Source organism: Microbulbifer mixtoriginis (SeqCode) (assembly GCF_052466765.1).
In genome coordinates, this window is the sequence record NZ_CP174289.1 from 2,046,788 (window position 1) to 2,072,203 (window position 25,416).

The window sequence follows — 25,416 nt, forward strand, 5'->3', positions numbered from 1 at the left end:
GCGAGTATGGATTGCCGATGGAGGCAATATGGAGAGTCTGGGGAGATTGTGTGGGGGCCAGTGGAAAATAACCTTACCCATCAGGCAGCGGGCAAATTTAGACTGACCTCAACGCCACCAGGCACATTGCGGATCGACAGAGTACCGCCGTGTAACTCCGCCACCTCCTCAACAAAATTGAGTCCCAGCCCAGTACTCTTACGCCCACCCCCAGGACGCGGCAGCGAATAGAAGCGCTCAGTAAGGCGCCCTAGGGCATATTCCGGGATTGCCTCGCCCCGATTGAACAAGCACACCTTGACCCATTCTCCACAGCATTCGGCTTTGACGCGAATCAGGCCGCCATCCAGGGTAAAATCCAGCGCGTTGTCCAGTAGGTTGGCCAGGGCCTGCCACAGCAGAAAACGCTCACCGTACAGCTGCAGTGCCGGTGCCAGCTCTTGCTCCACATGCAGTTGGGCGGCACTGATACGAACTCGCTGAGCCTCGATTAGCTCCTCAACGAGCGGCGCCAGCGGTATCGCCACTCGCTCCTCTAGCCCCTGACGCTGCTCCACCTGGGCCAGATGCAGCAGCCGTTCGCTTAACTGCTGCAATCGCTCGGCCTCCCGCTGGATGTTGCCCACAAAACGCTGGTGCTGTTCGGTCGGCATATCACTATCGAGCAGTTCGGCGGCACCGCGAATGGCCGCCAATGGGCTCTTCAGTTCATGAGTCAGGGTGTGTACATAGCGCTCCACATAGTCCCTGCCCTCTAGTTCACTGCGCATCTGCTCTACCGCCACAGCCAACTGCCCCAACTCTCCACTAGGTAACTGCGGCGGTTTTACCCTGTGGCCCGCACTGGCAGCCTGGGCATAATCGGTGAGTTTCCCCAGAGCACGACTGAGCCACCAGGACAGAAGGGCGCCTACCAACAAACCGAGCACAACCAGCCCCGCACCCTGCCAGATCAAACGATGCTGCGAACGCTCGATATAGGGCTGCAAGGTTTGATTGGGCTTGGCTACCGAAACCACGCCGATAATCTGTTCGCCATCGCGGATTGGCGCCGCCACATACATGACGGAAGAATCTGGATTATTGGGGTCTTCGCGGGTGGATCGGGCACCGTAATCGCCACGCAAGGTCAGATAAACATCGTTCCAACGGGAGTAGTCCCGCCCCACCGCGAGGCCACTGGAGTCAAGTAATACTGTACCGCTGGCATCGGTGACATAGATGCGGTGATTGACCTGGCTCTTGGTATACCCCCAGATACTCGCCTCCGGGCGGCGGCGACCATAGGCTTTAAGCACTTCGGGTAAATGACTTTGAGCCAAGTTACCGGCGATCACCGGGTCGCGCAGGATTTCCGCCAATAGATTAGCGGTATCCACCAGGGTTTCCTCAGTGGACTGGCGCACGCCGGGGCGAATCTCATCCATCACCGTGCCCAATACAAACCAGCCGGCCAATCCTACAAACAGGAAATAGACGGCAAAAATGCGTATCCCGAGCGGCATATTATTGCTCCGGGCAACAACTATATCCGAGGCCGCGATGGGTTTGGATTGGCTTGGAGTCTGGCGCTATCTCACGAATTTTTGCCCGCAGCCCTTTGATATGGCTGTCGACATTGCGCTCATACCCCACTTCCAAAGCCACCCCCAAAGCATCGAGCAATTGTGCACGGGAAAACACCCTTCCGGGCTGGGCCAGCAGGGTTTCCAACAGGCGGTACTCGTGGCGGGTCAGGGGCAATAACTGTTCGTGGAAGAGGATTTGGTAACTCACCGAATCGATACGGAAAGGGCCTTTAGCCTCAGATAGCTCTACTCTCTTTGAGCGTGGCGCTACCCTTTTGAGGATGGCCTTGACCCGCGCTGCCACCTCGCGCGGGCTGAAAGGTTTCACTACATAATCGTCTGCGCCAATTTCAAGCCCTACAACCCGGTCTATTTCCCCGTTGCGCGCAGTGAGAAAAATCACCGGCACTTCGGAGAAGCGTCGCAGTTGTTTACAGGCTTCGAAGCCACTGATATCCGGCAGCCCCACATCCAGAATCACCAAGTCGAAAGACTCACTCTTCAGCAGTGCTAAAGCCTCGCCGGCAAGCGCCAGCCAGTGAGTGGTAAAACCCTCGGCCTGCAGCGCGTAAATCAGGGTATCGGCTATTGCGCCTTCGTCCTCGACGATCAATATTCTTGGCATGGAACCCTAAGCTCAAATTCCACCAGTGTATCTATTTTTGCCGCGCGGAAAGCGGTAACTCAAATAAAATCAGCAATTTCATCCAAGGGTTTTCTGCCGATAGCTGGCACCTGAGCACCTTCAGCGGGCAGCCCAGCCACCAGAATCATATAGGGTTTTTCCTGCACAGGGCGGCCAAGAATTTCATTTAGAAATTTCATCGGACTGGGGGTGTGGGTCAGGGTCGCCACACCGGCATTATGCAGGGCGGCAATCAATATGCCTGTGGCGATACCTACCGATTCCGCGGTGTAATAGTTTTTTAATCGCTCACCATTTTCCGCACTGGAAAACTTCTTCAGAAAAATTGCAATCAGGTAGGGCGCCGTTTCAAGAAAAGGCTTATGCGCATCTGTGCCCAGGGGTTCCAATGCGTTGAGCCATTCCTCTGAGGCACGGCGCTGGTAAAACTCGCGCTCCTCCTCTTCCGCCGCCAGGCGAATACGGCGTTTTACCTCGGCATTTTCAACGACGACAAAATGCCACGGCTGCATATTGGCCCCGCTGGGAGCGCTACCGGCGGCACGCACGGCGTCTTCGATAACCTCGCGGGGCACGGGTTTAACCGAGAAATCCCGCACTGAGCGACGCCGGCGCATCAAGCGGAAGAAGTCACTGGAGCGACGACGCATCTCATCATCGTCAAGGTAGGTAAAATTCAGTGGTTGAAAGTTTTTATCGGGCGTCATAGCAAGCCCTCACACCACGCCTTTAGTCTGCGCGATCAACACGCTGATCAACGACAGTAGGGTCAGCACCACCAGAAGCATGACAAACAACAACCAGGGGCGGAAGGGCTTGCGCTCCACTTGGTTGACCGCGCTTTGCAGATACTGATCGACCCGGGCCTGGTCTTCCTCGGAGAGTCTCTTCTGGGAGATATTGGTCATTGGCTGTTTCGCTCTTTATTGTTTTCTCCCGAGTGTAGGAGAAAGCGAAAAGCGACTCCATAAAAAAAGCCCCGCAATGCGAGGCTTTTTTAGAATCTGCCGAGAGGGCTGTTAGAACAGTTCCTCTTCCAGATCCATCAGGGAGGCGCTACCGGCATTGACGCTGCTGGCGAGTGCCTGGGTGCGCGGCAGTAAACGCGCGAAGTAGAAGCGTGCAGTTTTCACTTGGCCCTTGTAGAAGCTGTCCGCCTCCTGCTTGTCCAACGCAACTGCAACCACCTTGGCCCACATAAAGGCGTAAGCCACATAGCCAAACAGATGCAGGTATTCCACCGAAGCTGCACCCGGCGCGTGGGGGTCTTCCTTGGTTGCGGCGATCATTTTCTCTGTGGCTTCGCGCAGGCGCTGCAACTCAGTTGCCAGCGGCTGTACAAACTCAGCCATCGCCTCGCGGTCAACCTGGCTAGCGATAAAACGCTGTACATCCGCAGCAAATAGCTCGAACAGGGCGCCACCGCTGGCGACGGTCTTGCGACCCACCAAGTCCAATGCCTGAATACCGTTGGTGCCCTCGTAAATCTGGGTAATACGCACATCGCGCACCAGCTGCTCCTGGCCCCATTCACGAATATAACCATGACCGCCGAAAACCTGCTGGCCGATTACGGTGCAATCGAGGCCCATATCGGTGGTGAAGGCCTTGGCCACAGGGGTCAGCAAGGCCACCATAGCCTCGGCGTTCTTTTTCTCTTCACCCTCGCCGAACTTGGAGATATCCAGCCATTGAGCCACGTAAGTGGACAGGGCGCGGCCACCGCCCACCAGTGCTTTCTGGGTGAGCAGCATACGGCGCACATCGGGGTGCACGATAATCGGGTCGGCAGCTTTTTCCGGCTGCTGGGCACCGGCAGGAGAGCGGCTCTGGATACGATCGCGGGCGTATTCCAGGGCATTTTGGTAGGAGCGATCAGAGGCGCCGAGGCCCTGGATACCCACACCCAGCCGCTCATAGTTCATCATGGTAAACATAGCGGCGAGGCCCTTGTTCTCCTCACCCACCAGCCAACCCTGAGCACCGTCGAAATTCATCGCACAAGTAGCGGAGGCTTTAATGCCCATCTTGTGTTCAATGGAACCACAATTAACGTTATTGCTCTCGCCGACGCTGCCGTCTTCGTTCACCTTGTACTTCGGCACCAGGAACAGGGAAATGCCTTTAGGGCCCTTGGGTGCGTCCGGCAACTTGGCCAGTACCAGGTGAATAATATTTTCGGACAAGTCCTGGTCACCGCCGGTGATAAAGATCTTGCTGCCGCTAATGCTGTAACTGCCGTCTTCGCGGGGCTCGGCCTTGGTGCGGATAATACCCAGGTCGGTGCCGGCGTGGGGCTCGGTCAGGTCCATGGCACCGGCCCAGGTGCCCTCGTACATCTTGGGCAGGAATTTCTGTTTCAGCACTTCACTGGCATGAGCATCGATCGCCAGACAGGCACCGTTTGTCAGTACCGGGTAGAGAGCGAAGGAGATATTGGAGGCGTTGATCATTTCCTCGACCTGAGCGCCCAGCATCTTCGGCATACCCATGCCGCCGTACTCTGGGTTGCCCAACAGCGCGCCCCAGCCACCCTCACAGAATGTGGCGTAGGCTTCTTTGAAGCCCGCAGGGGTGGTCACAACACCATCGTTCCAATCACAGCCCTCTTCGTCACCGCTGCGATTGATCGGATCCAGGGTGTTGGAAGCCAACTTGGCCATCTCTTCGAGAATCGCATCTGCGGTCTCGCGATCCACAGCTCCGGCCAACCCGGGCAGTTCCGCCCAGAGTTTTTCCGCAGCAAATACTTCGTGCAGCAGGAAGTTCATCTCCCGCAGTGGCGCCTTGTAGTCGGCCATGCTCCCGGTCCTCATTCAGGTGTTTCAAACGCTTGTTTGAATCTAGGGCCGAAGGCGTACAAAGTCAACCGATTTGGGCCCTCTCGGGCCCGACTGAGAATGCTTTGATGAGGTGCTTTAGCTGGGTATTAGCGGGCGGATATCCAGGTGTTGCGCCGCTTCGCGGTAATCCCGCGTCTCGCTGTGGGGCAGCACACCGAGCAACGGGGCCGGCAGCAGGGCCTCAAGGGTGGCCAGGTTTTCCTCGGCCCGCGCCATGCCCGGACGGACGAAGTTGGCCACCCAACCCGCCAGAGGCAGCCCATCGTGGCGGATCGCCTCGGCGGTCAGCAGTGCGTGGTTGATACAGCCGAGCTGCATACCCACCACCAGAATCACCGGGGTATTCAACTCCCGCGGCAGTTGCGAAAGAAAGGCTCTGGGACCCAGGGGTGTGCGCCAGCCGCCGGCCCCCTCGATTAACACCAGATCAGCGCCGGCACACATCACACCGCGGCAGACTCCAGCCATGCGCGATACGTTGAGCTGCTTACCCGCCTCTATGGCGGCGATATGGGGGGCGATTGCCGGTTCCAGTGCAAAAGGATTCACCTGCTGGTAAGGCAGATGCAAAGTCACGGCCTCCTGTAACAGCAAGGCATCCTCATTGCGCAGTCCATATTCAGTTTGCTCACAACCGGAGGCCACCGGTTTTACCGCTGCGGTTTGCAATCCCACATTCGCGGCCGCTGTGAGTAGAGCCGCACTGACAAAGGTCTTGCCCACTTCGGTATCGGTACCGGCTACAAAATAACTTCTGCCCAAGACCAAGGCCTCCCCTATTCAAAAGTTCAAATTTTTTCTTGTGGTGACTTTTCACGCCAGCCACTTGATGATAATTTAGTCGTGTAGCGCAGATTTTGAACAAATCAAGCCAAGCACTGATAACAAAGGCACGGGGCCGCGCTCACAAAATAATTCCCTCAAAAGGGGAAACTGCTCTGCAGGGACGCGGGAAATCTCGAAATAACTGAAAACATTCAAGCAGCTTAGAGACCATGCGATACCTGACTCTTGCCCTGTTGCTGGCGATGCCTCTGTTCGCCTCAGCAAAAGTAACTCCTGTCGATCATGTTGTTGTGTACAAGTCGAAGAAGCTGATGCAGCTGATTCGCGACGGCCGGGTAGTGAAAAGCTACACCGTCTCCTTCGGCGATAATCCCAGAGGACACAAGGTCCGCGAGGGAGATGAACGCACCCCCGAAGGGCGCTATACCCTCGACTGGAAAAACCCTAAAAGTCGCTTCTACCGCTCCATTCATGTGTCCTATCCAAATAAACAGGACCGTGCGCGGGCAGCCAAAATGGGGGTCAGCCCTGGCGGCGATATCATGATCCACGGCATCAAGCCCGAGTGGTCCTATATGGAGAGACACCTGCGTCGCAATAACTGGACCGATGGCTGTATCGCGGTGGCTTCCAACCGGGAAATGGACGAGATTTGGGCGCTGGTGAAAACCCCGATCCCTATCGATATCTACCCCTGATCGAGTCCACAGGCCAGTTTCATATAGATGACCTCGTAGCTTACCGGCAGCCCTCTGGGCTGCCTGAGGCCTTCATAGGCTTCGGCCAGTTGCTGTAACCTGGCACGCCCAGTCATCCCCCGCTTAGCGGCACGATTAATATTATGTGCTCCCACACCTTTTAATTCCTTCATCAGCTGGCGCAGGCTATCGAAATACAACAGGCGCTGCTCATCGAGCACTTCACCATTCAGTTGCGATTGCACCGCCGCTTCACGCCACTTTGCCAGAGGAAGGAAACGATTGACGTGTATATCGCCATCCACCTGGGCCCAGCTATTACGCAACTCTGCCAGCGTGCCCGGCCCCAGTGTCGCCACCAGGCAGAATCCCTCTGGAGAGAGTACCCGACGCAACTCGGTAAACAGCTGTGGCAAGCGATAGCACCACTGCAGCGCCATACTGGAAAACACCAGATCCACACTGTCATCTGCTAGGGGCAACTGTTCCGCATCCGCAACAATATAATCATCAGCCTGGGGGCGCTCTATGCGGGCGTAGCGCAACATATCTTCCGCCAGATCCAAGGCGATAATTCTCGCCTCGGGAAAATGTCGACGCAGCAACTCACTACCAAAGCCGGTGCCGCTACCAAGGTCGACTATCGTGCGTGGCCTCCAGTGGCGATCCGCCATTTTCATCAACTGCCGGCACACCGCTCTCTGTATATGGGCGCAGTCGTCATAACTGGCGGCGGCGCGACCAAAAGAGCGCGCCACTGCAGATTTATCGAAGGGCTCGGAAGTACCGCTATCAGAGGGAGACAGGCTCTCGACAAAATGCCGCAATCGCTCTGCCACTTGACGCGGCTGAGATAAATGCGGTTTATGACCACACCCCTCAATCACCTCTACCGCTGCACCACAGCCCTGGATCTCCTCTACGGCAGCTTGGGGCACCAGGGCATCCCGCTTGCCAAACAGGTGCAGAGTGGGGACTTTGAGTGTCTGCAGTAAATGGCGATTATCCAAACCCGCCAGGCAGTCCAGGGCCCGCTTCCAGGCTTCGGCATTGATATTGGGACGGCGCTCTTTCAGCTGCTTGAGCAGGTCGCGCATGACACTGTCACCATGGGACTGCAGGGCACAAAAGCGCTCCCAGATTGCGTAGGGGTCCTGCACAAAGGCCCTGCGAAATCTCTCAAAAACGCGCCGCGGCATACCCGGCCAGTTGTCCCGCTCCACAAAACAGGCATTGGCAGAGATGGTGACAACACCGAGGATTTTTTTCTGTCCCGGTCTGGCCGCCAACTGCAGGGCCAACATACCTCCGAGAGAGTGCCCAACCAAAACACAGTTATTAGGCAGTTCGTTATACAGCCGTTGTAAAAGTGTCTCTAATTGTGGCCAGGGCTCGCCGCTACACTCCCCACACCCCGGTAATTCGATACAAGTCAAAGGTTGTGCCAATTGTTCACGCACCGCTTCGAGTAGGGGCCGCCAGGGCCCTTTATCTCCCCCCCAACCGTGCAGGAATACCAGGTTCTCTATCTCAATCACAAAGGCACCGCTATTTTTTCCTGAAGCACAGCTACGAGGGCATCTACCAAAGCATCAATTTGGCTGTGGTTATGGGAGGCACTCAGGGTGATTCTCAGGCGAGCGGTACCTCTGGGCACGGTAGGTGGGCGAATAGCGCCCACTAGAAAGCCACGTTGCTCCAACTTTTTGGACACAGTCATCACAGTTTCTTCACAGCCCAACAGGAGTGGTTGAATCGCACTGGATGAATCCGTCAGAGGTAAATTCGCTTGCGCCGCACGCCGGCGGAAGTAAGCGATATTCGCCTGCAGGCGCTGGTTCAACTCGGGCGCATTGCGCATCAGTTCAATTGCGGCAATACAACCTGCCGCCACTGCCGGCGGCATACCGGTGGTATAAATATAAGGCCGTGCAAACTGCACCAAAAAATCGATCAACATACGCGAGCCGGCCACAAAGGCACCTGCATTGCCGGCGGCCTTTCCCAGCGTACCCATCAGTACCGGCACTTCATCCTGGCCGAGACCGGCGGCCGCGCAGCTGCCGGCAAGGGGCAGCTGTTCACTCCCCATCACTCCAAAGCCGTGGGCTTCATCCACCATCAGCCAGGCATCAAATTCCCAACACAGGGCAGCAATCTCCGCCAATTGAGCCCTGTCGCCGTCCATACTGTAGACCCCATCTACCGCCACCAGAGTATTGCCACCGCGTGCGGCCGCCCTTTGCAGCTGACGGCGCAGGGCTACTGGATCGTTGTGGGCAAAACGCAAACTGTTCGCGCCACACAAGCGCGCGCCGTCTATCAGGGAGGCGTGGTTGAGCTTGTCGGAAATAACATTGTCCGCGCGGCCCAGCAACGCACAGAGTGTCCCCACATTGGCCATATAACCACTGGAAAAAACCAGTGCGGCCTCGCGTCCGGTGACTTCGGCAAGGCTCTGTTGCAATTGTTGATGGACTTGAAGGTGGCCGTTAACCAAATGGGAAGCGGTGGCACCGGCGCCCAGCTCAGCACCGGCCTGCTGGGCACGGATAACTTCTGAGTGGCTTGCGAGTCCCAGGTAATCGTTACTACTAAAGGTCAGCAGCTTTCGCCCATCCACTACAGCGATAGGGCTGGGCGCCGCTTCCAGAGTTTTAATCTGGCGATAAAGATTGTCCCGATACCGCTCATCGAGACGCTGGCGCAGGGTTTTATCCAGGGTCATTTGGCCGCATCGTAAAAGAAAGCGTCGTTTTGCTGCTCGGTAATCTGTGCATTCAACTCCGCTTCCACTGCGCTCTCATCGGCGTATTGTTGATACTCCTCCGGCTGGATACCCAGGCGGGAGAACAATTGCATATCCTTGTTGGCCTCGGGATTGGCGGTGGTCAGCAGCTTCTCGCCATAGAAGATGGAGTTGGCACCAGCGAGGAAAGCCATAGACTGCATCTCATCACTCATCTGTTCACGCCCGGCGGACAGGCGCACATGGGACTTGGGCATCATAATGCGCGCTACGGCGATGCAGCGGATAAATTCGAAGGGGTCTAGGTCCTTCTCCTGCTCCAGCGGCGTACCAGCTACTTTTACCAACATATTAATGGGCACCGACTCGGGGTGTTCAGGCAGGTTGGCCAGTTGCATCAGCAGGCCGGCACGATCTTTGTCGCCCTCGCCCATGCCAACAATACCGCCGGCGCAGACTTTCATACCGGCGGCACGCACGCGCCCCAATGTCTGCAACCTATCCTGGTAGGTGCGGGTGGTAATAATCTCGCCGTAATACTCCGGTGAGGTATCCAGATTGTGGTTGTAGTAATCGAGCCCGGCATCAGCTAATTCCTGCGCCTGGTCATCATTCAACATCCCCAAGGTCATACAGGTTTCCATACCCAGTGCTTTCACTTCGCGCACCATCTGGGTGACGTAGGGCATATCTTTTTTCTTGGGTGAGCGCCAGGCAGCTCCCATACAGAAGCGAGTGGCGCCGCCAGCCTTGGCCGCGCGAGCTTCTTCCAACACCTTCTCCACTTTCATCAATTTTTCCCGCTCCAGCCCAGTATCGTAACGGGCGCTCTGCGGGCAGTAGGCGCAATCTTCCGGGCAGGCGCCGGTCTTGATGGAACAGAGGGTGCTGACCTGGACCCGATTGGGATCGAAGTGTGTCCGGTGAACCTGCTGCGCGGTAAACATCAGATCGCTAAATGGCATAGCGAAGAGATCCAGAACCTGCTGACGGGTCCAGTCGTGGCGGATATCGGCGGCGGGCATAGTCTGGGCTGCAGTCACAAGCTTACTCTCTCTGTTACTGGAGTTGGGGTGCTGTTTTTATGTATTCGGGCGGGGTGACTGCAGAAGACAGCAGTGGCAAACTCGACCAAACAGACTGGCCAGTTTAGCCAGGCCCCACCTGCTGTCAACTCAGAAGCTCTCTTATGGTTTACAGCCTGATTTCAGCTCGACTCTCTCGCTACCTGACGCAGTGCCTGCTGTGCGGCGATAGAGCCGGTGACTTTGGTATCTGTGCCAGCTGTATCCGGGACCTGCCCTATCTGGGCCAGGCTTGTGAAAGCTGTGCGCTGCCGTTGGCCTCCAGCGCACGCCTGTGCCCCAGTTGTTTGCGCCAGCCGCCGCACTGCCAGAGGGTTCAGGCCGCCTGGCAGTATGCCTTTCCGGTGAACCAGCTAATCCAGCGCTTCAAGTACCAACGCGACCTGGCCGCCGGCCATAGCCTGGCGCAACTTGCCGCCACTTCAATAGCCCCACACAACGAGCCCCCCGACCTGCTCGCCCCCATTCCTCTCCACTGGCAGCGCTACTGGCAACGCGGTTACAACCAGGCACAATTGATCGCGAGCGAGTTGGGAAAGCAATGGCATTTGCCTGTGCAAGCGCGGCTGTTGCGCAAAACTGGCGCCACCCGCACCCAGTCGCAGCTGCGCCGGCAACAACGCCTACGCAACCTACTGCAAAGTTTTGCCCTGCGTGAATCCGTTGAAGGAATGCATATCGGGCTGGTGGACGATGTCCTGACTACCGGAGCCACCCTGGAGGCGGCGGCACAGATACTCCTGAAAGCTGGTGCACACAAGGTCAGTGCGTTCGTTTTGGCCAGAACGCCATGACTCTTCGGCGCGACCGCAGATAGACCGGCAGTCACAGAGACGTCACAATAACTTGCCTTGCCGTTCTGGCAGATAAATCCCAAACAAGCCGGCACCGCTAAAGGCTAAGGTTTTAATCAGTGACTAATTGCTCGCAGGTGTTTTGCTGCGAGCCAGGGATTCAGCGATGAGTGAACACAAGTTGCCACGGGGCATTGTCATCAGCGGCACCGGCCTGTGGACCCCACCGGAAGCGATCAGCAACGAAGAGCTGGTAGACGCCTACAATAGCTACGCCAAGCAGTACAACCTGGAGCACGCTCAAGCAATTGAATCCGGCGAACTGCAGCCCAAGCCACAGTCCTCTGCGGAATTTATCGAAAAGGCCTCCGGTATCAAGAGCCGCTATGTGGTGACCCGTGAAGGAATTCTCGATCCCGCGCGCATGCGCCCCTTTATTCCCGAGCGCAATGACGACGACCTGTGTGTTCAGGCGGAGATGGGGCTAAAAGCCGCCAAACTGGCGCTTGAGAAAGCCAATAAACAGGCCTCCGATGTCGACATGGTGATTGTTGGCGCCTCCTATATGCAACGCGCCTATCCCGCCATTGCCATCGAAATTCAGGGCGCCCTCGGCATCGATGGATTCGCTTTCGATATGGAAGTCGCCTGCTCCTCGGCAACATTTTCTCTACAGCGCGCGGTAGATGCCATCTGTTCCGGCGCCGCACGCACCGTACTGGTGATCAATTCTGAATTGGCCTCACCGCAAGTGGACTTTACCGATCGCGACAGTCATTTCATCTTCGGAGATGTGGCGGTCGCCAGTGTGATCGAGCGCCGCGAAACCTGCAGCGTAGACACTGCCTGGGAAATCCTCGGCACCAAGGCCAAGACCGTCTACTCCAACAATATCCGCTCCAACTTCGGCTATGCCGCACGCGCTGCCGATGTGGACCCTTTCGGCCCCGGCAAGTTGTTCCGCCAGAACGGCCGCAAGGTATTCAAGGAAGTCTGCCCCATGGCCGCCGCCCATATTGAGGAGCACCTAGGGGAGAGCGGCACCGATCCCCGTGAAGTGAGCCGCTACTGGCTACACCAGGCCAACATCAACATGAATAATCTGATCGCCAAGAAACTGATGGGGGATGAAGCCAGCGCAGAACGCGCCCCGGTGGTGCTGGACCGCTACGCGAATACCGCTAGCGCCGGTTCTGTCATCGCCTTCAATCTGCACAGCGATGACCTGCAAGTAGGTGAGCGCGGAATTATCTGTTCCTTTGGCGCAGGCTACTCTATCGGCAGCCTGGTAGTGGAGAAAGTCGCTTTATAAACTAGCGCTCGACTCATTTCCGCACCAATGACACAAAAAACCGGGCACCGCCCGGTTTTTTTAACTGCTCTCTTCACACTTTTGTTCCAGTTGCTGCAGCATATTTTCCGCCCAGTTGATCCAGGTCTTCTCCGCCTCTATGCCTAACAGCAGCGTCTGGTGGGCCAGCCAATAGCGCTCCTGCAGGGCGGGGTCACTCTTAAGCACCCGCTCATTTTGCTCCCGATAATTCTCCAACAGCCCTCGGTGCCTGTGCAGCTGATCATTGAGAGCCGAACGCAACTCCTCTTGGCTCAAATGGTGGCCGGCAAACATACGCACTAAAAAGGGTTCGCGAATCTTCTGTGGTGCCGCTGGCTGAATTACCCAGTCGCGCAGCTCCGCACGCCCCTTGTCGGTGAGGCTGTAGACCTTTTTGTCCGGTTTGCCCTCCTGCGGTTGCTCCTCGCAATCCAGCAATCCTTCGTCGTGCAACTTGTGCAGCTCCCGATACATCTGCTGGTGGCTGGCGCTCCAGAAATGGGAAACACTGCGCTCGAAGCGGCGCTTTAGGTCGTAGCCACTGCCGGGCTCTATATCCAGCAGGGTGAGTACGGCATAGCGCAGGGACATGGCGGCTCCGATTCGTCTTATGCAAAGAGTTGCATATTAACCTCTGCGACGCCATCGTGACCAGGAGGCGCGTTAAGCCAATAAGATAATTAGATTAATTTTCTAATAATTAGTAGGACGTTTATCTCGGCAGACCTCACCAGTCGAGATGCAAGGCTAGCATTTACGCAATTTGGAGATATAATCGCCGGCCTGCCGCCATCTTGATATGGCGGCTCGAGGTTCAAGAGGTTGTCTGCTCCATGTCCGCGCCCGCATTAACACCATCCGGCCCCGACGCCGAACCAGCCGCACCCAACTCGCGACGCTGGGATTTCCTGCTCGATATCTTCGCCATGAACAGTTTTTCCTGGGCCGTGGCGATCCCCATCGAGCTGGTGTTGGCAGGTATGAGCTGGAGTGAGCACCTGAAAGTGCGTCTGATGGCGCTGGTGTTCAATACATTGATCGCTCGCCCTTTCAGCATGTACCGCAGCTGGATTGTGAACCGCTTTGGTGGCGGCGGTTTTGTAAATGCTTACCTGGTAGACACCTTTGTCTTCCTCAGCTTCCAGTTTCCCCTATATATGGCCAATATGCGCCTAGGCGGTGCCAGCTGGGACGAAATTGCCACAGCCAGTATCACTTTTATGCTGATCGCAGGCGCCTTGGGGCGGCCTTATGGAATTTATCTCGACTGGGTGCGCCGAGTGTGGATTAATACGCTGGTTCCCCTGCTGGGCAGACGCGCCATCTAAGGGGCACCAATACTCGATTGAGCATTACGAGAGAGGAGCATGACTGTGTTGACCGATAACGCCATTGAAAAAAGTTCTATGACCATTGGCGTGGTCGCCGGCACCCCCACAGACACCCGCTTTGGCCTGGATTTCCTCGCCGCGCGTCAGCTGCGTGGCGTCGGTATGTCTCTGTCAACATCGCCCCAGGCACAGACGCAACTGCAAGCGCTAGAGCGCGGCGCTCTCACCCAGCAGCTGATCGAAGCGATTGAACAGCTGCATCAGGCCGGCGCCGAAGCCGCCATGATCTACTGCAATTCCCTTTCCGGTGCGGTGGATATGGAAGCGGTCAAAGCCACCTCGCCAATTGAGGTGGTTTCTCCCCTTGAGGTATACGCCGAACTCACCCAGCGCTATCGCAACTTTGGCCTGCTCGCCGCCAACTGCCAAAGTTGCGCCAATATTGAGCGTGAAATTCTCGAGCGCAACACAACCGCCAAGGTGATCGGTATCGGCAACCTGCAGATCGTCGAAGATATTGAGGATGGCCTCGCCGCCGAGATGATCGTGCGTCAGCACGCTTTGGATGATCTGGTCGCGGCTCTGGTGAAAAGCGGCGTACAGATACTGATTCTGGGCTGCACACATTTCGATTATTTTTATCAGGAATTGCTCGCCCATTGCGATGGAATTCGCCTGTTTCTACCTTCTGAGCGCATGTTGCAGTTATTGCAGGAACGCCTACCTCAGGCCGCTTGAATCAACCCTGATATTTTTAATTTTTTGCGTATTTTATCGAGGAACGCTGCGCCACCGATCTCGGTAAAATACGCCAACCCAGTGCAAAACCTCCCGCTATATAAGCCTATGTAATAGCGTGCAATTCTTCAGCATCAAGCCCCCCCAAAAAAACCACCCTCTGTTTTTGGCGCAATAACTCTTGGCTAATGGCGATAGCGTTCATGCCTCTGACCGGATTATCCACCCGTTAGCCTGCCAGTCCTTTAAAAATATCTCTTGTACGCCGTGCCATATTGCAGTATCAAACGCTCTGATCTTTTCGGGAGTATCGATCAAAACCTACCGCGAAAATCACACTGCGGACTGCAGGATTTAGTCCGCCCTAACACAAGTGGTTATAAGGATGATAAAAGCCATTTCTTCTGGGGGATTGCCCTCTCGTCGTGTTTTTTTTCACGCTCTGCTAGCCGGAGCACTACTGTGCGGCTCAGTATTTATCTCCACCACCGCACAAGCCATTGAATTAAATGCTCTGCAGCAACAAATTCCTATTTACTGGTTGATCGCGGCGCTGATTTTAACTGTGCTAATTTGTGCTTTTACACTCAATAGACAACTGAGTCTGCGCAAATTGCGTAAAGAGAGTGCAGAGCGTGTCGATAATATCAGCGCCGAAAACAGTAATTTGTTTCAGCAGGTGCATAGCCGCAACAGTGAATTTCTCGCCCTAGAGAAGCAACTCGAAGAAACTCGTGAAAGCCTCGAATTACTGCGCCAGGAAAAATCCGATCTGCTCACAATAGTACGCCACCAGTTGCATCACCCCCTGGATACATTGATGGGCACCCTCAACCTGATTGGACGCAGTGAGGACAACAATATCAAAGCGCTGGTTGAAATCGGCAAGCGACAGTTAAACGCCGCTCTCAAATCTCTGGACGATTTACGTCAGATCGGCAAGGTAGAAACTGTAGAGCTGAAACTTCCCAAGGAAGTGCTCGGCAATACTGGCAGCGGCCTCGCCACCCTGTTGGTGGAAAATAATAAACACGAATCCCTGCAAGCGCCGCTGGAAGCCATGGGCCACCATGTACAAAGAGAGTGTAACGGTATCGACGGCAGCAGCGCCGCCCTCCAAAAAAACTTTGACTTAATCCTGACCGACACCCATCTACCACTGATGGATGGCGTGGAGGCAGTACGAGAAATTCGCCGCGAGCGGGGCAACGATTTACCCATTTTCGCCCTGCTGCAATCTGCCAAAACCGGCGATAAAGAGCGCTATCAGGCCCGAGGTTTTACCGGCGTACTTACCCACCCAATTGCCGATCGCCAGCTAATGCAACTGATGCAATGGGCTTCACGGCGCACGCAGGGGACGTCACCACAACAAAAAAACCGCCCCACCCAGCTGCTCAACACCAGTGCTCTTTTACGCCAGCAGGATACTCTCGATCACCTGACCTTCGCCGAGCTACTCAGTGACCGCAGCGCCACCCTACCCAAACGAATCACTGCGCTCACCAGCGCCCTCACCGGCCGCCACTGGTTGGATGCAGAAAAACAGGCGCAGGATGTCGCCCGGGCAGCGGCAGAGGTGGGGCTCGATAGCGTAGCCAGTCGTCTGCGCAGTCTCGCCGCCAACCTCTCCATCGACAGCGAACGCGAACACTGCCGTCAGCAGCGTACAGAATTACTGCAACTGATGCGGGAATCGGTGCGACAGCTGAAGGCATGGCGCGAGCGCAATGTGCACACCGAGTGGGCACTAAAATAACATGGGACGTCACGACACCCTGGGCTCTTCACCGACTGTCGTGTAAAAATACCATTCCAACGCAGTCAAGTTGAATTGCGCATTGGGGACCACACTATATTTTTCAGAGTCCACAAGAGAATAAAGTTATGTCAGAGCAGTACCCCACACGCTCCCAGGAGGCCCGCGAACAGAGTGGTCGAGATCTGGCCATCATGGTCTACCTGATCCAGGCCATCAGCCTATTTACCGCGGTTCCGTTTTTTGTTGGCGTACTGATTAACTATTTCAAGCGCAGCGATGTACGCGGCACCCTGGCGGAGTCCCATTTCCGCTGGCAGATCCGCACTTTCTGGTTCTGGTTGCTGTGGACTGTGGTTGGTTCTTTGACCTTTTGGGTTTTCGGTCTCGGCTATGTGATTCTCGCCGTAAACTGGATTTGGGTTATCTACCGGGTTATTCGCGGCTGGCTGCGCCTAGTCGATCGCCGCCCCGCCTATGACTACTATTAAAATCCGGCCCGCGTGAAAATCTCGCGCGGGCGCTTCTACCCTACGCAAATAGGGGATATTTAAAAATCCCCTATAAATTTTACGCCTTCCTAACCAATTTACTCTTCGCTTTTTCCAATTTAATTCCCCTCCTGATGACCTCCCGCCTAAAAAAATCTGGTCGAGAGCTCTCTCTAATAGCCGATAAAATACCTGGCATGATATTTATACCTGCTGGATTATAAATTTTCTAAAAACCAACCTTTATCGTAAGATTTTTCCTTTATTTATCATTATTTAAGTAAATTTATTACTGAAAAAATCTTTTATTTTGGCAGCACATCTTCCTTACGAAAAAATTATGCGAAGATAAAGCCCGGTACTTTCACCGGATATCGTTAGGGAGATAAAGGCTTGTGAGTCAGGATCAAAACACCCCGTTGCGGGAGGACGTCCGCCTACTCGGCGAGGAGCTCGGTTCCGTATTGCGCGAGCAAGCCGGTGATTCGCTATTTAATACTGTGGAAACTATCCGCCAGGCCGCAGTGGAAAGCCGCAGTAGCGGAGAGATGCAAGTGGATCGCTTACACCAGCTGCTGGACCCTCTCGACGACGACACATTGTTGGAAGTGGCGCGCGCCTTTAGCCAGTTTTTGAATCTCGCCAATATTGCCGAGCAGCGCCATCGCGAACGCCTGCACCGGCAGCACCAGCGTTTTTCTGGCGACCCTGATACAGACCGCGGCCTGCGCCAGGTATTGGCGGAACTAAAGAATACCAATCGCTCAACCGACGATATACACACCGCACTCAGGGATCTCTCCGTGGAGCTGGTCCTCACCGCCCATCCCACCGAGGTCACCCGTCGCACTCTGATCCGCAAGTACGACCACGTCGCCGATCTCCTCGCCGCACTGGACCGACCAGACCTTACCCAGGAAGAGAGCCGCGAGCTGAGACGTCATCTGCACGAGCAAATACTCTCTGCCTGGAGCACCGATGAAATTCGCCGTGAGAGGCCCACGCCGGTAGACGAAGCCAAGTGGGGCTTCGCCACCATTGAACAGTCCCTATGGCAGGCAGTACCCCAGACTATGCGCGCCATTGAGGAGGAACTAGCCCTAGCGGGATTACCGCCACTGCCGGATAACTGGGTGCCCATACGCTTCGCCTCCTGGATGGGTGGCGACCGCGACGGCAACCCCAATGTCACCGCAGCGGTAACCCGCAAGGTATTACTGCTGGCGCGCTGGATGGCCGCCGACCTTCTCTTGCGCGATGTGGAAAACCTCCTGGCCGATCTATCTATGCACAAGGCCAGCGAGGAATTACTGGCACAAACAGGCCCAAGCCATGAGCCCTACCGGCTCATACTCCGCCGGGTGCGTTACCGCTTGCGCAATACTCGCGCGCAACTGGAGGCCCGCATTAACGAGCAGCAGGAACCAGCGGGTGCAGTATTTCACAGCGGTCAACAACTGCTCACTGAGCTGAACCTGATCGACCGCTCTCTGCGCGCGGTGGGGCTCTCGGCCATCGCCGATGGCCAGCTCAAAGACACCCTGCGCCGGCTCAATTGCTTCGGTATCACCCTGTTGCGCCTGGATATTCGTCAGGAATCCACCCGCCATATGGATGCCATCGACGCTATCACACGCTACCTGGGGCTCGGGAATTACGCCACCTGGGATGAGCAGAGCAAACTGGACTTCCTCCTGGCGGAGCTGGATAACCGCCGGCCATTAATCGATGAGGATTTCTACCATACGGATTTCTGTGATGGGGATGTGCGAGAGGTATTAGAAACCTGTAAGGTGGTTGCTGAGCAGGGCCACGAGGGGTTTGGTGCCTATGTGATTTCCATGGCGAAAAAGCCCTCCGATGTGTTGGCGGTCATGTTGCTGCAGAAAATTGCCGGGGTAACTCAACCTATGCGCGTGGTGCCATTGTTTGAAACCTTGGACGACCTCAATAATGCTGCCGACACCATGAGTACCCTGCTCAATATTCCCCAGTACAAACAGCGCGTGCTGGAGGGCCAGGAAGTAATGATCGGCTACTCAGACTCGGCCAAGGATGCCGGCTTCCTCGGCGCGGCCTGGGCACAGTTCAGTACTCAGGAGGCGCTCACCCAAATCTTCCGCAATCACGGCATTCCCCTAACCCTGTTCCACGGCCGTGGCGGCTCTATTTCCCGCGGCGGCTCTCCAACGCGCATGGCACTGTTGTCGCAACCACCGGGCTCCGTGGCTGGGCGTATTCGCGTTACCGAGCAGGGAGAGATGATCCGCTTCAAATACGGCCGCCCCTCCGTTGCCGCCTACAATCTGGAGCAGTATGTGGCCGCCACACTGGAGGCTACCCTGATGCCACCGGCCCAGCCTCGTCCCGAGTGGCGCAATCAGATGGAACGCCTCACGGAAGTCTCGGTGCAGAGTTACCGCGAAGTGGTGCGTGACGATCCGGCTCTGGTGGCCTACCTGCGCACCGTCACCCCGGAGACGGAACTCCGCCGTCTGGCTCTCGGTAGTCGACCCGCGAAGCGCAAGCCCGGTGGCGGCGTAGAAACACTACGCGCCATTCCCTGGGTGTTCGCCTGGACCCAGATGCGCCTGATGCTACCCGCTTGGCTCGGCACCGGCACCGCACTCGAACAAGCCCTAAAACAGGCAGACGAAGCCGACACCCTGGGAGAAATGAGTCGTGAGTGGCCCTTCTTCCAGGGCGTGGTGGATATGCTGGAGATGGTTTTGGCGAAATCTGATACCCGTGTCGCTTCCTGGTATGAGGAACGCCTCACCGACAACGAGGAGCTGATAGAGCTGGGGGAAAGCCTGCGCGAACGCCTGGCTCATACAGTGAGTGCTTTGCAGCAACTCACCGGTCGCGAAAGCCTGTTGGACAATAACCCAGTGATGCGTTGGTCCATCCGCGTGCGCGATCCCTATACCGATCCACTGCACTTACTTCAGGCCGAATTAATGGCGCGTCTGCGCGAGCGGGAGAATGACGCCGTATTGGAGAGTGCCCTAATGGTCACGATCGCCGGTATCGCCGCAGGCATGCGCAATACCGGATAACCGTTGGCGGGCAGAGTCCCCTACTCTGCTCGCCTATACCCTCGCCCCCATACAATCGATAAGTGTCCATTTACTCTTCTGCTAGAACCCGTAGATCGGTATTCAGATCTCCCGAAATACAGAATAACTCCAACGGGGTATCAGCCAGCTGATGATCTATCGCCCATGTGAATAAACCAGTTTTACCGCCAAAACTGCCGGAACAGCATCGCCCTATTAACACCTGCGATACTGGCCATGTCCCTAGTTGTACAGCACCCATAACCATGAGCCATCCATTCGCTGACAACTACTTTAAACAGCTTGGCTTCATCAATGGTGCACCGCATAGAATCTCCTTTTCGATATAAACTGGCGCATAATGCAAGTGGTCATTTGCATTACAGGAGATGCCAATGAGCGACCCTGAAACCACGGCTAGAACCCGCAAGTCAAAAGTCATTTACGCCAGCTTTGGACCCAACGAGCGGGCCATGGTCGACAAAGTGCATCCCCTTTGGCTTCGCCGCCTGTTTATTCGCCTTTTGGGTATAAAGTTGCAACTTCAATTTACTGGTTGGCTGCAGTACCTAATGCCTGTCCCAATCACTCTGGGCCTCTTCCTGTTGGTGGGATTCATATATCTAGTAGGTTTAACTGGGCTGACCAATGTGTTGATCTGGCTACCCGTGATACTAGCGGCCATTATTCTTTTTGATATTGTGACTTGCCGCTTTTGTATCCGTTTGCCGGAACCGCTACCCAAAACCCGCAGCCGAGAAGATATTTTCGAGCTGATCCGTGACCGTAGATCGTGCCGTGCCTATCAAACCCGTCCCTTAATCCCCATCCATGAGCAAGCACTAAAAGCTCGTATTGCAATTCACCTACAGCAACCACGTCTCGGCAATGCACCGATACGCCTGGAGTGGGTCAAAGCACCCATCACTGTTTGGCCGGTGGTCAATGCCAGATATTTCCTCGTTGCAATAGCCCCAGCGGAATACAATCGAACGGCCATTCTTGATATCGGCAGAACCCTGCAAAAGATTGTTTTAGACGCTACGCGAATGGGTTTAGGGACTTGTTGGATTGGTCCCGGAGCAGATCACCGCAGTGTCAAAACCCACCTCCGCGAGCGCTTTGATAAGAAAAAGGATTCTATTATTTGTCTCTGCGCTGTGGGTTACGAAAGCTGGTACGCACCATTGTTTATCCGTTTTTTTAATACTCAGTTTCATAAGCGTCTGCCGCTGTCCGACCTGTTTTTCGTAGATAACGCCATGAAAGAAGCATTAAAAATAGATAAATCGCCCTGGAAGGCGTTTAATCGATGTTTTGAAAGTTGCCGGTGGGCACCGTCTTCCTATAACGGTCAAACCACACGCTGTATTGCCCACAAGAAAGGCTTTCAAGTGCGCCTTGATTTTTATGCGACAACATCTTCTAGATACTATGCCGCAGTGGCTACTGGCATCTGGTGTGCTAACTGGGAGGTGGGGTGTGAAGCTTTAGGAATACAAGGAGAGTTTCTAAAGTTGCCCCCACAGGAAAGAAAAAACCTGCCGGACGATGTGCTGCCACCTCACTATGATATTAGCTGGATCAGTGCCCCTTTAATCTAATAGCAAGAGGATTTTTGCATTGTCCGGTCGATATAAATTAGGACGCAATGAGTCCCCAAGATACCGACTTGTTAAAAAATGGATTTACCGGAAAGAGAAAGGAACGATCACATCACTCCTTTCTCCAATCTAACCGTTAAACCAATCAGATTTTAAAATTGTCCGGTCAGTGCCATTAGGAACAAATCTGGTGGCAACTGCTGGCCATTCACTTCCAGGCGCCCGCGATTCACCTCCAGGTGCATCTGCAGTTCATCGTTTTGCTCAATCAGCAAACCGTATTGTCGCAACATCATTGCCTGGCCTACCAGCGGCGACTGCAGCAACGCCGATTCAGCCGCGCTCAGGGTCATGCTGCCCACCAGAGGATTCAGCCATTGATTTAAAGCGCTGCCGTTGCGATGGCGCGGAGGGCGCTTCATTCCTTTCCAGTCAATATCCGCATCCACCAGAACCGGACCATTGCGAGATTCCACTACCAGCTGTTGTTGCAGGCGCAGGGGTGGACGCATATCACTCGCCCAATTGCGCTCCGCCACCGGCAGTAGTACACGTAAATAGTGGCCCAGATCGGCAGCCTTGATCTTAGGCAGGGTCATCTGCTGGCGTACAGAAGTAATAGGAGTGGCAGACTGCACACTGGGTAGCTGCAGATCACTCACCACTTTGAGGGTCTGCGCAGCGAGCATTTCTATATCCAGTTCCAGGCTAATATCCCGCAGTTCCGCCGGCCCCGAATCACGCTCGGCGCGCAACAGTGACAGATAAAGCTGTGCCTTACCGCCACGGCGGGGCTCTAACTGAAACTCTCCTTTAAGCGGTTCGGTAAATAATACTTCCACGCCATCGCGCATCTGGGTCAGGCTACCCAGATCGATTAGCCCATCCAACACCGCGCCGCTGTAATCTGTCGACACTGCAATCTCACCACCTGTAAATGCCAGCTGGCCAAAATCACCTGAACTTTTAAAGGGTTCCAGGCGCAGGGTATTGAGTACCCGGTTATCCGCTAAAACCAGGGTTTCCAAAACCAGGGGGCTGTTCTGCAAGCGACCATAGATTCCCTCAAGCTGAGCGCGTAGCTGCGGGTTTAATTGCTCTAGATCTAGGCGGGTCTCGCTATAGATAACCCCCAGACGGGGCCCACCAGAAGTTAACAGCAATGGGCCATGATGAATTTCAGTGTGCAGCTCAGTGGTGCCATTCTGTAGCGCCACCTCAGTATTGGTTTCAGCTCCAAACCAACCGCGTTGATAGCCGGTAGTGCTTCCCCCCTGCATCCTGCTCAGCTGCTGCTTCCAGACCTCCTCCACCTTGGGACCAATGAATCCTGGCGCCGCCAGGGCTGAAATTACCAGTAGAGCCAGTAGGATTAACAGAAGCCAACGCAAGAGTTTCATAAGAGTCGATCTAACAGCAGGATTTGCGCTGATGGTAGCAGATTATGGAGTTATTAGTGCGACAGCAGTAACAGGGCTGAACCTCTTTGCCTATTCCATAGCCCCAATGGGCGATTCCCTTTAGCAGGGGCCACGTTAAACAACCAGACATAACGAATTGCCAGGCTTGATATAAAATAACCCCTGAGCCTGTGAGTTAATGATAATACGGCACGAGTGTTCGCTATAAAAAATTAAAAGCTAAAAATATTTTCCCCTTTTATAAGTGCAATAACTCCCACAGATTCCAATAGCTAACTAACCCTCTATAACCCCAATATCTAGAGTACTTTGGCGCAGTCCTGCCGTATAATGGTATTCAAAGTTGTACCAATCAGAGAGATCTAATTTTGAAACCCGAGGTAACGTTACTAACCGTTAACGCTATAATCATCTGCGCCGCCTATCTCTATATCTACCCAAGGCATGCAGGCGCTGACCTTAACAAGATCATAATTAATGACCTCCTGGCAACTGGTATCGCACTACTGATCGCCGGCGCTCTCTTTTGGGAGTCCGGATACAATTTTAATATGCTGCTATTTACTGCTAACTGGTTTGGCTTTTCTCTAATCAGCTTTTTACTAATTGAATTACCGTTCTTTAAATGGTACTGGGATAAATACAGCGTTAGCTTGAGATAAGCTCTTTTGGCAGCATAGCCAAGAAATGAGAAGATAAAGAAAAATATAGAGTACAGGGAATGAGCAACAAAAAATTTTTATTAAGGGCGTTACAAATCTCTAGCATCTTTCTTTTAATCTTTTTAATGGCAATTCACTTACCCGAGGATCATCTCATTTGGAGATTGTTTCCTTTTATAACGGCTCTCATTGCCATAAATTACAACCGCAAAAAGTTTCAGCAACCAATAATAGAAGATCCAGTTTCCCATGTAAGGTTTGATGGAGAGTTTATCTTGATTGGTGATCACTCAATCAAGAGATCAGAGATAAGGAAAGTTGCTATCGACTCGGTTAAGGATCGCGGCTACTTTTCTCTCCCTTACAATCAGATATCTCCGGGAGAAATTCCAGAGTTTATCTTTCCCTCCAGCAAATTCACCTCTTTTCGTGCACATCTGCAGAAAGAATTTGATACAAACGTGGAATTTATTACTTAAAAACCCTTGAGAAAACCGTTCCAAACTAACTGAAAAATTTCATCAATTAATCGCCATTACTATCCTTATTGATCAGGAAGTAGATAAACACTATGAAAATACGTAAAGCCTCAAAGCATGATGTACCCACCATCGCTAACATACATAGTGTCAGCTGGCAGGAGAATTATCGTAGCGTGCTTAGCAAACAGTACCTTGAAGATAAGGTTCCAATGGAAAGAATACGACTCTGGAAAGATCGCTTTGAGCACCCTAAATCCAATCAGCAGGTGTTTTTAGCTGAAGTAGAGGGCAATATCGCCGGCTTTATCTGTCTATACATGGATAATCACCCTGACTGGGGTACACACCTGGACAACTTGCATGTACGCAAAGGCTACCACTCAATGGGAGTTGGCAAAGCGCTCTTTATAGAGGGCGCGCGCAAGGCTTATCAGCAGGCTCCACAAAGAGGCATGTGCCTTTTAGTCAACCAGGATAATATTAAAGCGCAATCCTTCTACCAAAAACTGGGCGGGAGACAAGTACAGGAAAGTATTTGGCATGCTCCCGATGGAAGTAAAGTACCAACTTATTGGTATATCTGGGAGCAACTAAACGAATTGGTCGATTTAGACTAATAAAGAACTCAATCTATACATCATTGAATGCACATCCTCTGACCAATGCACAATAGATAGTATGGAAGAGATTTTTATCTATATTCTTTTTAGCAAAGTGAATCCACAGAACAAGCAAAAAATAGAAGGATAATAAGGTGAAAAGGTTGATCTTCTTTATTGGTATTATTTCATCCAGTAGCTATGCACAAAATATGACTTTGGCCGAAGCTGCTCTGGAGCGAACCTATCATAAAGTACGCTACGATCCTGCTTATGTGTCTATTCCCTATCCAAATGGAGATGTGCCGGCTGATACCGGTGTTTGTACCGACGTAGTGATTCGATCATATAGGAAGCTGGGGATCGATTTGCAAAAAGAAGTTCACGAGGATATATCGGGTCATTTTCAAGCCTACCCATCTAAACGCATTTGGGGACTTTCCAGGCCAGATAAAAATATTGATCACCGGCGAGTACCCAATCTACAGGCTTTTTTTACTCGCAAAGGGCAATCACTCTCAATAAGTGACAAGGCAGAGGATTATCTACCGGGGGATATCGTTACCTGGATGCTGCCCGGTAATTTACCACATATCGGTATTGTGACTGCGAAACGCTCTCTAAAGACCAACCGGTACTTGGTCGCACACAATATCGGGGCTGGACCCGTGCTGGAAGACATGCTGTTTTCCTTTAAAATTACCGGGCATTACCGATACAACGCCGGTCAGGCAACCGAAAAGATTGAGTAGCGAAAAAACTACGCTA

24 protein-coding genes are annotated in these 25,416 nt (G+C 54.0%); 12 read left to right on the forward strand and 12 right to left on the reverse strand.

Annotated elements, in window-relative coordinates:
• Positions 1-80: 80 nt before the first annotated feature.
• From creC to bioD, 6 genes are all read right to left on the reverse strand, one after another.
• The gene (gene creC / locus ACJJIV_RS09105; protein ID WP_444891480.1) at positions 81-1,505 is read right to left on the reverse strand and encodes a two-component system sensor histidine kinase CreC; all 1,425 of its coding nucleotides are present in this window, start codon (positions 1,503-1,505) and stop codon (positions 81-83) included.
• A 1-nt stretch (position 1,506) separates the two neighbouring features.
• The gene (creB, locus tag ACJJIV_RS09110; RefSeq protein ID WP_252084314.1) at positions 1,507-2,193 is read right to left on the reverse strand and encodes a two-component system response regulator CreB; all 687 of its coding nucleotides are present in this window, start codon (positions 2,191-2,193) and stop codon (positions 1,507-1,509) included.
• A gap of 59 nt (positions 2,194-2,252) precedes the next feature.
• Complete coding sequence (locus tag ACJJIV_RS09115; RefSeq protein WP_444891481.1) at positions 2,253-2,921, reverse strand: nitroreductase family protein; 669 nt, start codon at positions 2,919-2,921, stop codon at positions 2,253-2,255.
• Between the two features lie 9 nt (positions 2,922-2,930).
• Positions 2,931-3,122 (reverse strand): DUF3094 family protein, encoded by a 192-nt coding sequence (locus tag ACJJIV_RS09120; RefSeq protein ID WP_252084312.1) that lies wholly within the window; start codon positions 3,120-3,122, stop codon positions 2,931-2,933.
• 111 nt (positions 3,123-3,233) lie between these two features.
• Positions 3,234-5,015 (reverse strand): acyl-CoA dehydrogenase C-terminal domain-containing protein, encoded by a 1,782-nt coding sequence (locus ACJJIV_RS09125; RefSeq protein ID WP_444891482.1) that lies wholly within the window; start codon positions 5,013-5,015, stop codon positions 3,234-3,236.
• A 117-nt stretch (positions 5,016-5,132) separates the two neighbouring features.
• A complete protein-coding gene (gene bioD / locus ACJJIV_RS09130; protein ID WP_444891483.1) occupies positions 5,133-5,825 on the reverse strand; it encodes a dethiobiotin synthase in 693 nt (230 codons plus the stop codon).
• 227 nt (positions 5,826-6,052) lie between these two features.
• On the opposite strand from bioD, the gene ACJJIV_RS09135 reads away from it, so the two are divergent.
• A complete protein-coding gene (locus ACJJIV_RS09135; protein WP_444887876.1) occupies positions 6,053-6,541 on the forward strand; it encodes a L,D-transpeptidase family protein in 489 nt (162 codons plus the stop codon).
• Here the strand turns inward: ACJJIV_RS09135 and bioC are convergent.
• The 3 genes from bioC to bioB are packed head-to-tail and all read right to left on the reverse strand — an operon-like array spanning position 6,532 to position 10,315.
• Positions 6,532-8,079, reverse strand: coding sequence for a malonyl-ACP O-methyltransferase BioC (gene bioC / locus ACJJIV_RS09140; RefSeq protein ID WP_444891484.1), 1,548 nt, complete (start codon positions 8,077-8,079; stop codon positions 6,532-6,534). The two genes, ACJJIV_RS09135 and bioC, sit on opposite strands and share 10 nt — an antisense overlap.
• On the reverse strand, positions 8,076-9,269 hold the full coding sequence (gene bioF, locus ACJJIV_RS09145) for an 8-amino-7-oxononanoate synthase (protein ID WP_444891485.1): 1,194 nt from the start codon (positions 9,267-9,269) through the stop codon (positions 8,076-8,078). The genes bioC and bioF overlap by 4 nt, the downstream gene beginning before the upstream one ends.
• The gene (gene bioB / locus ACJJIV_RS09150) at positions 9,266-10,315 is read right to left on the reverse strand and encodes a biotin synthase BioB (RefSeq protein ID WP_444888898.1); all 1,050 of its coding nucleotides are present in this window, start codon (positions 10,313-10,315) and stop codon (positions 9,266-9,268) included. The genes bioF and bioB overlap by 4 nt, the downstream gene beginning before the upstream one ends.
• A 164-nt stretch (positions 10,316-10,479) precedes the next feature.
• On the opposite strand from bioB, the gene ACJJIV_RS09155 reads away from it, so the two are divergent.
• Both ACJJIV_RS09155 and ACJJIV_RS09160 read left to right on the forward strand, forming a co-directional pair.
• Positions 10,480-11,169 (forward strand): ComF family protein, encoded by a 690-nt coding sequence (locus ACJJIV_RS09155; protein WP_444883596.1) that lies wholly within the window; start codon positions 10,480-10,482, stop codon positions 11,167-11,169.
• A 166-nt stretch (positions 11,170-11,335) separates the two neighbouring features.
• Positions 11,336-12,481: a beta-ketoacyl-ACP synthase III gene (locus ACJJIV_RS09160; protein WP_444891486.1), complete on the forward strand. Its 1,146-nt coding sequence runs from the start codon at positions 11,336-11,338 to the stop codon at positions 12,479-12,481.
• A gap of 60 nt (positions 12,482-12,541) precedes the next feature.
• Here ACJJIV_RS09160 and ACJJIV_RS09165 read toward each other — a convergent pair whose 3' ends face one another.
• Positions 12,542-13,093: a PadR family transcriptional regulator gene (locus tag ACJJIV_RS09165; RefSeq protein WP_444887871.1), complete on the reverse strand. Its 552-nt coding sequence runs from the start codon at positions 13,091-13,093 to the stop codon at positions 12,542-12,544.
• 242 nt (positions 13,094-13,335) lie between these two features.
• Here ACJJIV_RS09165 and alaE point away from each other — a divergent pair, with 242 nt between their 5' ends.
• The 5 genes from alaE to ppc all read left to right on the forward strand — a co-directional run bounded on the left by alaE (position 13,336) and on the right by ppc (position 19,880).
• The gene (gene alaE, locus ACJJIV_RS09170) at positions 13,336-13,830 is read left to right on the forward strand and encodes an L-alanine exporter AlaE (RefSeq protein WP_252084304.1); all 495 of its coding nucleotides are present in this window, start codon (positions 13,336-13,338) and stop codon (positions 13,828-13,830) included.
• A 39-nt stretch (positions 13,831-13,869) separates the two neighbouring features.
• Positions 13,870-14,571: an aspartate/glutamate racemase family protein gene (locus ACJJIV_RS09175; protein ID WP_444883594.1), complete on the forward strand. Its 702-nt coding sequence runs from the start codon at positions 13,870-13,872 to the stop codon at positions 14,569-14,571.
• A gap of 385 nt (positions 14,572-14,956) precedes the next feature.
• A complete protein-coding gene (locus ACJJIV_RS09180) occupies positions 14,957-16,330 on the forward strand; it encodes an ATP-binding response regulator (protein ID WP_444891487.1) in 1,374 nt (457 codons plus the stop codon).
• A 128-nt stretch (positions 16,331-16,458) separates the two neighbouring features.
• Positions 16,459-16,821 carry a DUF4870 family protein gene (locus tag ACJJIV_RS09185; RefSeq protein ID WP_252084301.1) on the forward strand — a complete coding sequence of 121 codons (363 nt, stop codon included), beginning with the start codon at positions 16,459-16,461 and terminating at the stop codon, positions 16,819-16,821.
• A gap of 395 nt (positions 16,822-17,216) precedes the next feature.
• Positions 17,217-19,880, forward strand: coding sequence for a phosphoenolpyruvate carboxylase (ppc, locus tag ACJJIV_RS09190; protein WP_444891488.1), 2,664 nt, complete (start codon positions 17,217-17,219; stop codon positions 19,878-19,880).
• 182 nt (positions 19,881-20,062) lie between these two features.
• Here ppc and ACJJIV_RS09195 read toward each other — a convergent pair whose 3' ends face one another.
• A complete protein-coding gene (locus ACJJIV_RS09195) occupies positions 20,063-20,209 on the reverse strand; it encodes a hypothetical protein (RefSeq protein ID WP_444891489.1) in 147 nt (48 codons plus the stop codon).
• 66 nt (positions 20,210-20,275) lie between these two features.
• Between ACJJIV_RS09195 and ACJJIV_RS09200 the strand changes: the two genes are divergently transcribed.
• Entirely contained in the window at positions 20,276-21,484 is a 1,209-nt protein-coding gene (locus ACJJIV_RS09200) for a nitroreductase family protein (protein WP_444891490.1), read from the forward strand.
• A gap of 152 nt (positions 21,485-21,636) precedes the next feature.
• Here the strand turns inward: ACJJIV_RS09200 and ACJJIV_RS09205 are convergent, their stop codons facing one another.
• On the reverse strand, positions 21,637-22,884 hold the full coding sequence (locus ACJJIV_RS09205; protein ID WP_444891491.1) for a DUF945 family protein: 1,248 nt from the start codon (positions 22,882-22,884) through the stop codon (positions 21,637-21,639).
• Positions 22,885-23,626: 742 nt separating this feature from the next.
• Here ACJJIV_RS09205 and ACJJIV_RS09210 point away from each other — a divergent pair.
• The 3 genes from ACJJIV_RS09210 (at position 23,627) to ACJJIV_RS09220 (ending at position 25,400) form a co-directional block, all read left to right on the forward strand.
• Positions 23,627-24,046, forward strand: coding sequence for a hypothetical protein (locus tag ACJJIV_RS09210; RefSeq protein WP_444891492.1), 420 nt, complete (start codon positions 23,627-23,629; stop codon positions 24,044-24,046).
• A gap of 92 nt (positions 24,047-24,138) precedes the next feature.
• Positions 24,139-24,666 carry a GNAT family N-acetyltransferase gene (locus tag ACJJIV_RS09215; protein WP_444891493.1) on the forward strand — a complete coding sequence of 176 codons (528 nt, stop codon included), beginning with the start codon at positions 24,139-24,141 and terminating at the stop codon, positions 24,664-24,666.
• A 137-nt stretch (positions 24,667-24,803) separates the two neighbouring features.
• Positions 24,804-25,400 (forward strand): DUF1287 domain-containing protein, encoded by a 597-nt coding sequence (locus tag ACJJIV_RS09220; RefSeq protein ID WP_444883586.1) that lies wholly within the window; start codon positions 24,804-24,806, stop codon positions 25,398-25,400.
• Positions 25,401-25,416 lie beyond the last annotated feature (16 nt).

What these genes read in the sequence shown, in the direction of transcription:
- ACJJIV_RS09185 (WP_252084301.1), top strand. Translation starts at nt 16,459, where the DNA reads ATGTCAGAGCAGTACCCCACACGCTCCCAGGAGGCCCGCGAACAGAGT.
- ACJJIV_RS09165 (WP_444887871.1), bottom strand. Translation starts at nt 13,093, where the DNA reads ATGTCCCTGCGCTATGCCGTACTCACCCTGCTGGATATAGAGCCCGGC.
- ACJJIV_RS09210 (WP_444891492.1), top strand. Translation starts at nt 23,627, where the DNA reads ATGAGCAACAAAAAATTTTTATTAAGGGCGTTACAAATCTCTAGCATC.
- ACJJIV_RS09195 (WP_444891489.1), bottom strand. Translation starts at nt 20,209, where the DNA reads ATGCGGTGCACCATTGATGAAGCCAAGCTGTTTAAAGTAGTTGTCAGC.
- bioF (WP_444891485.1), bottom strand. Translation starts at nt 9,269, where the DNA reads ATGACCCTGGATAAAACCCTGCGCCAGCGTCTCGATGAGCGGTATCGG.
- ACJJIV_RS09160 (WP_444891486.1), top strand. Translation starts at nt 11,336, where the DNA reads ATGAGTGAACACAAGTTGCCACGGGGCATTGTCATCAGCGGCACCGGC.
- ACJJIV_RS09115 (WP_444891481.1), bottom strand. Translation starts at nt 2,921, where the DNA reads ATGACGCCCGATAAAAACTTTCAACCACTGAATTTTACCTACCTTGAC.
- alaE (WP_252084304.1), top strand. Translation starts at nt 13,336, where the DNA reads ATGTCCGCGCCCGCATTAACACCATCCGGCCCCGACGCCGAACCAGCC.
- ACJJIV_RS09215 (WP_444891493.1), top strand. Translation starts at nt 24,139, where the DNA reads ATGAAAATACGTAAAGCCTCAAAGCATGATGTACCCACCATCGCTAAC.
- creC (WP_444891480.1), bottom strand. Translation starts at nt 1,505, where the DNA reads ATGCCGCTCGGGATACGCATTTTTGCCGTCTATTTCCTGTTTGTAGGA.
- creB (WP_252084314.1), bottom strand. Translation starts at nt 2,193, where the DNA reads ATGCCAAGAATATTGATCGTCGAGGACGAAGGCGCAATAGCCGATACC.
- ACJJIV_RS09180 (WP_444891487.1), top strand. Translation starts at nt 14,957, where the DNA reads ATGATAAAAGCCATTTCTTCTGGGGGATTGCCCTCTCGTCGTGTTTTT.
- bioB (WP_444888898.1), bottom strand. Translation starts at nt 10,315, where the DNA reads ATGCCCGCCGCCGATATCCGCCACGACTGGACCCGTCAGCAGGTTCTG.
- ACJJIV_RS09125 (WP_444891482.1), bottom strand. Translation starts at nt 5,015, where the DNA reads ATGGCCGACTACAAGGCGCCACTGCGGGAGATGAACTTCCTGCTGCAC.
- ACJJIV_RS09135 (WP_444887876.1), top strand. Translation starts at nt 6,053, where the DNA reads ATGCGATACCTGACTCTTGCCCTGTTGCTGGCGATGCCTCTGTTCGCC.
- ACJJIV_RS09155 (WP_444883596.1), top strand. Translation starts at nt 10,480, where the DNA reads ATGGTTTACAGCCTGATTTCAGCTCGACTCTCTCGCTACCTGACGCAG.
- ACJJIV_RS09120 (WP_252084312.1), bottom strand. Translation starts at nt 3,122, where the DNA reads ATGACCAATATCTCCCAGAAGAGACTCTCCGAGGAAGACCAGGCCCGG.
- ACJJIV_RS09175 (WP_444883594.1), top strand. Translation starts at nt 13,870, where the DNA reads ATGACTGTGTTGACCGATAACGCCATTGAAAAAAGTTCTATGACCATT.
- ACJJIV_RS09200 (WP_444891490.1), top strand. Translation starts at nt 20,276, where the DNA reads ATGAGCGACCCTGAAACCACGGCTAGAACCCGCAAGTCAAAAGTCATT.
- ACJJIV_RS09205 (WP_444891491.1), bottom strand. Translation starts at nt 22,884, where the DNA reads ATGAAACTCTTGCGTTGGCTTCTGTTAATCCTACTGGCTCTACTGGTA.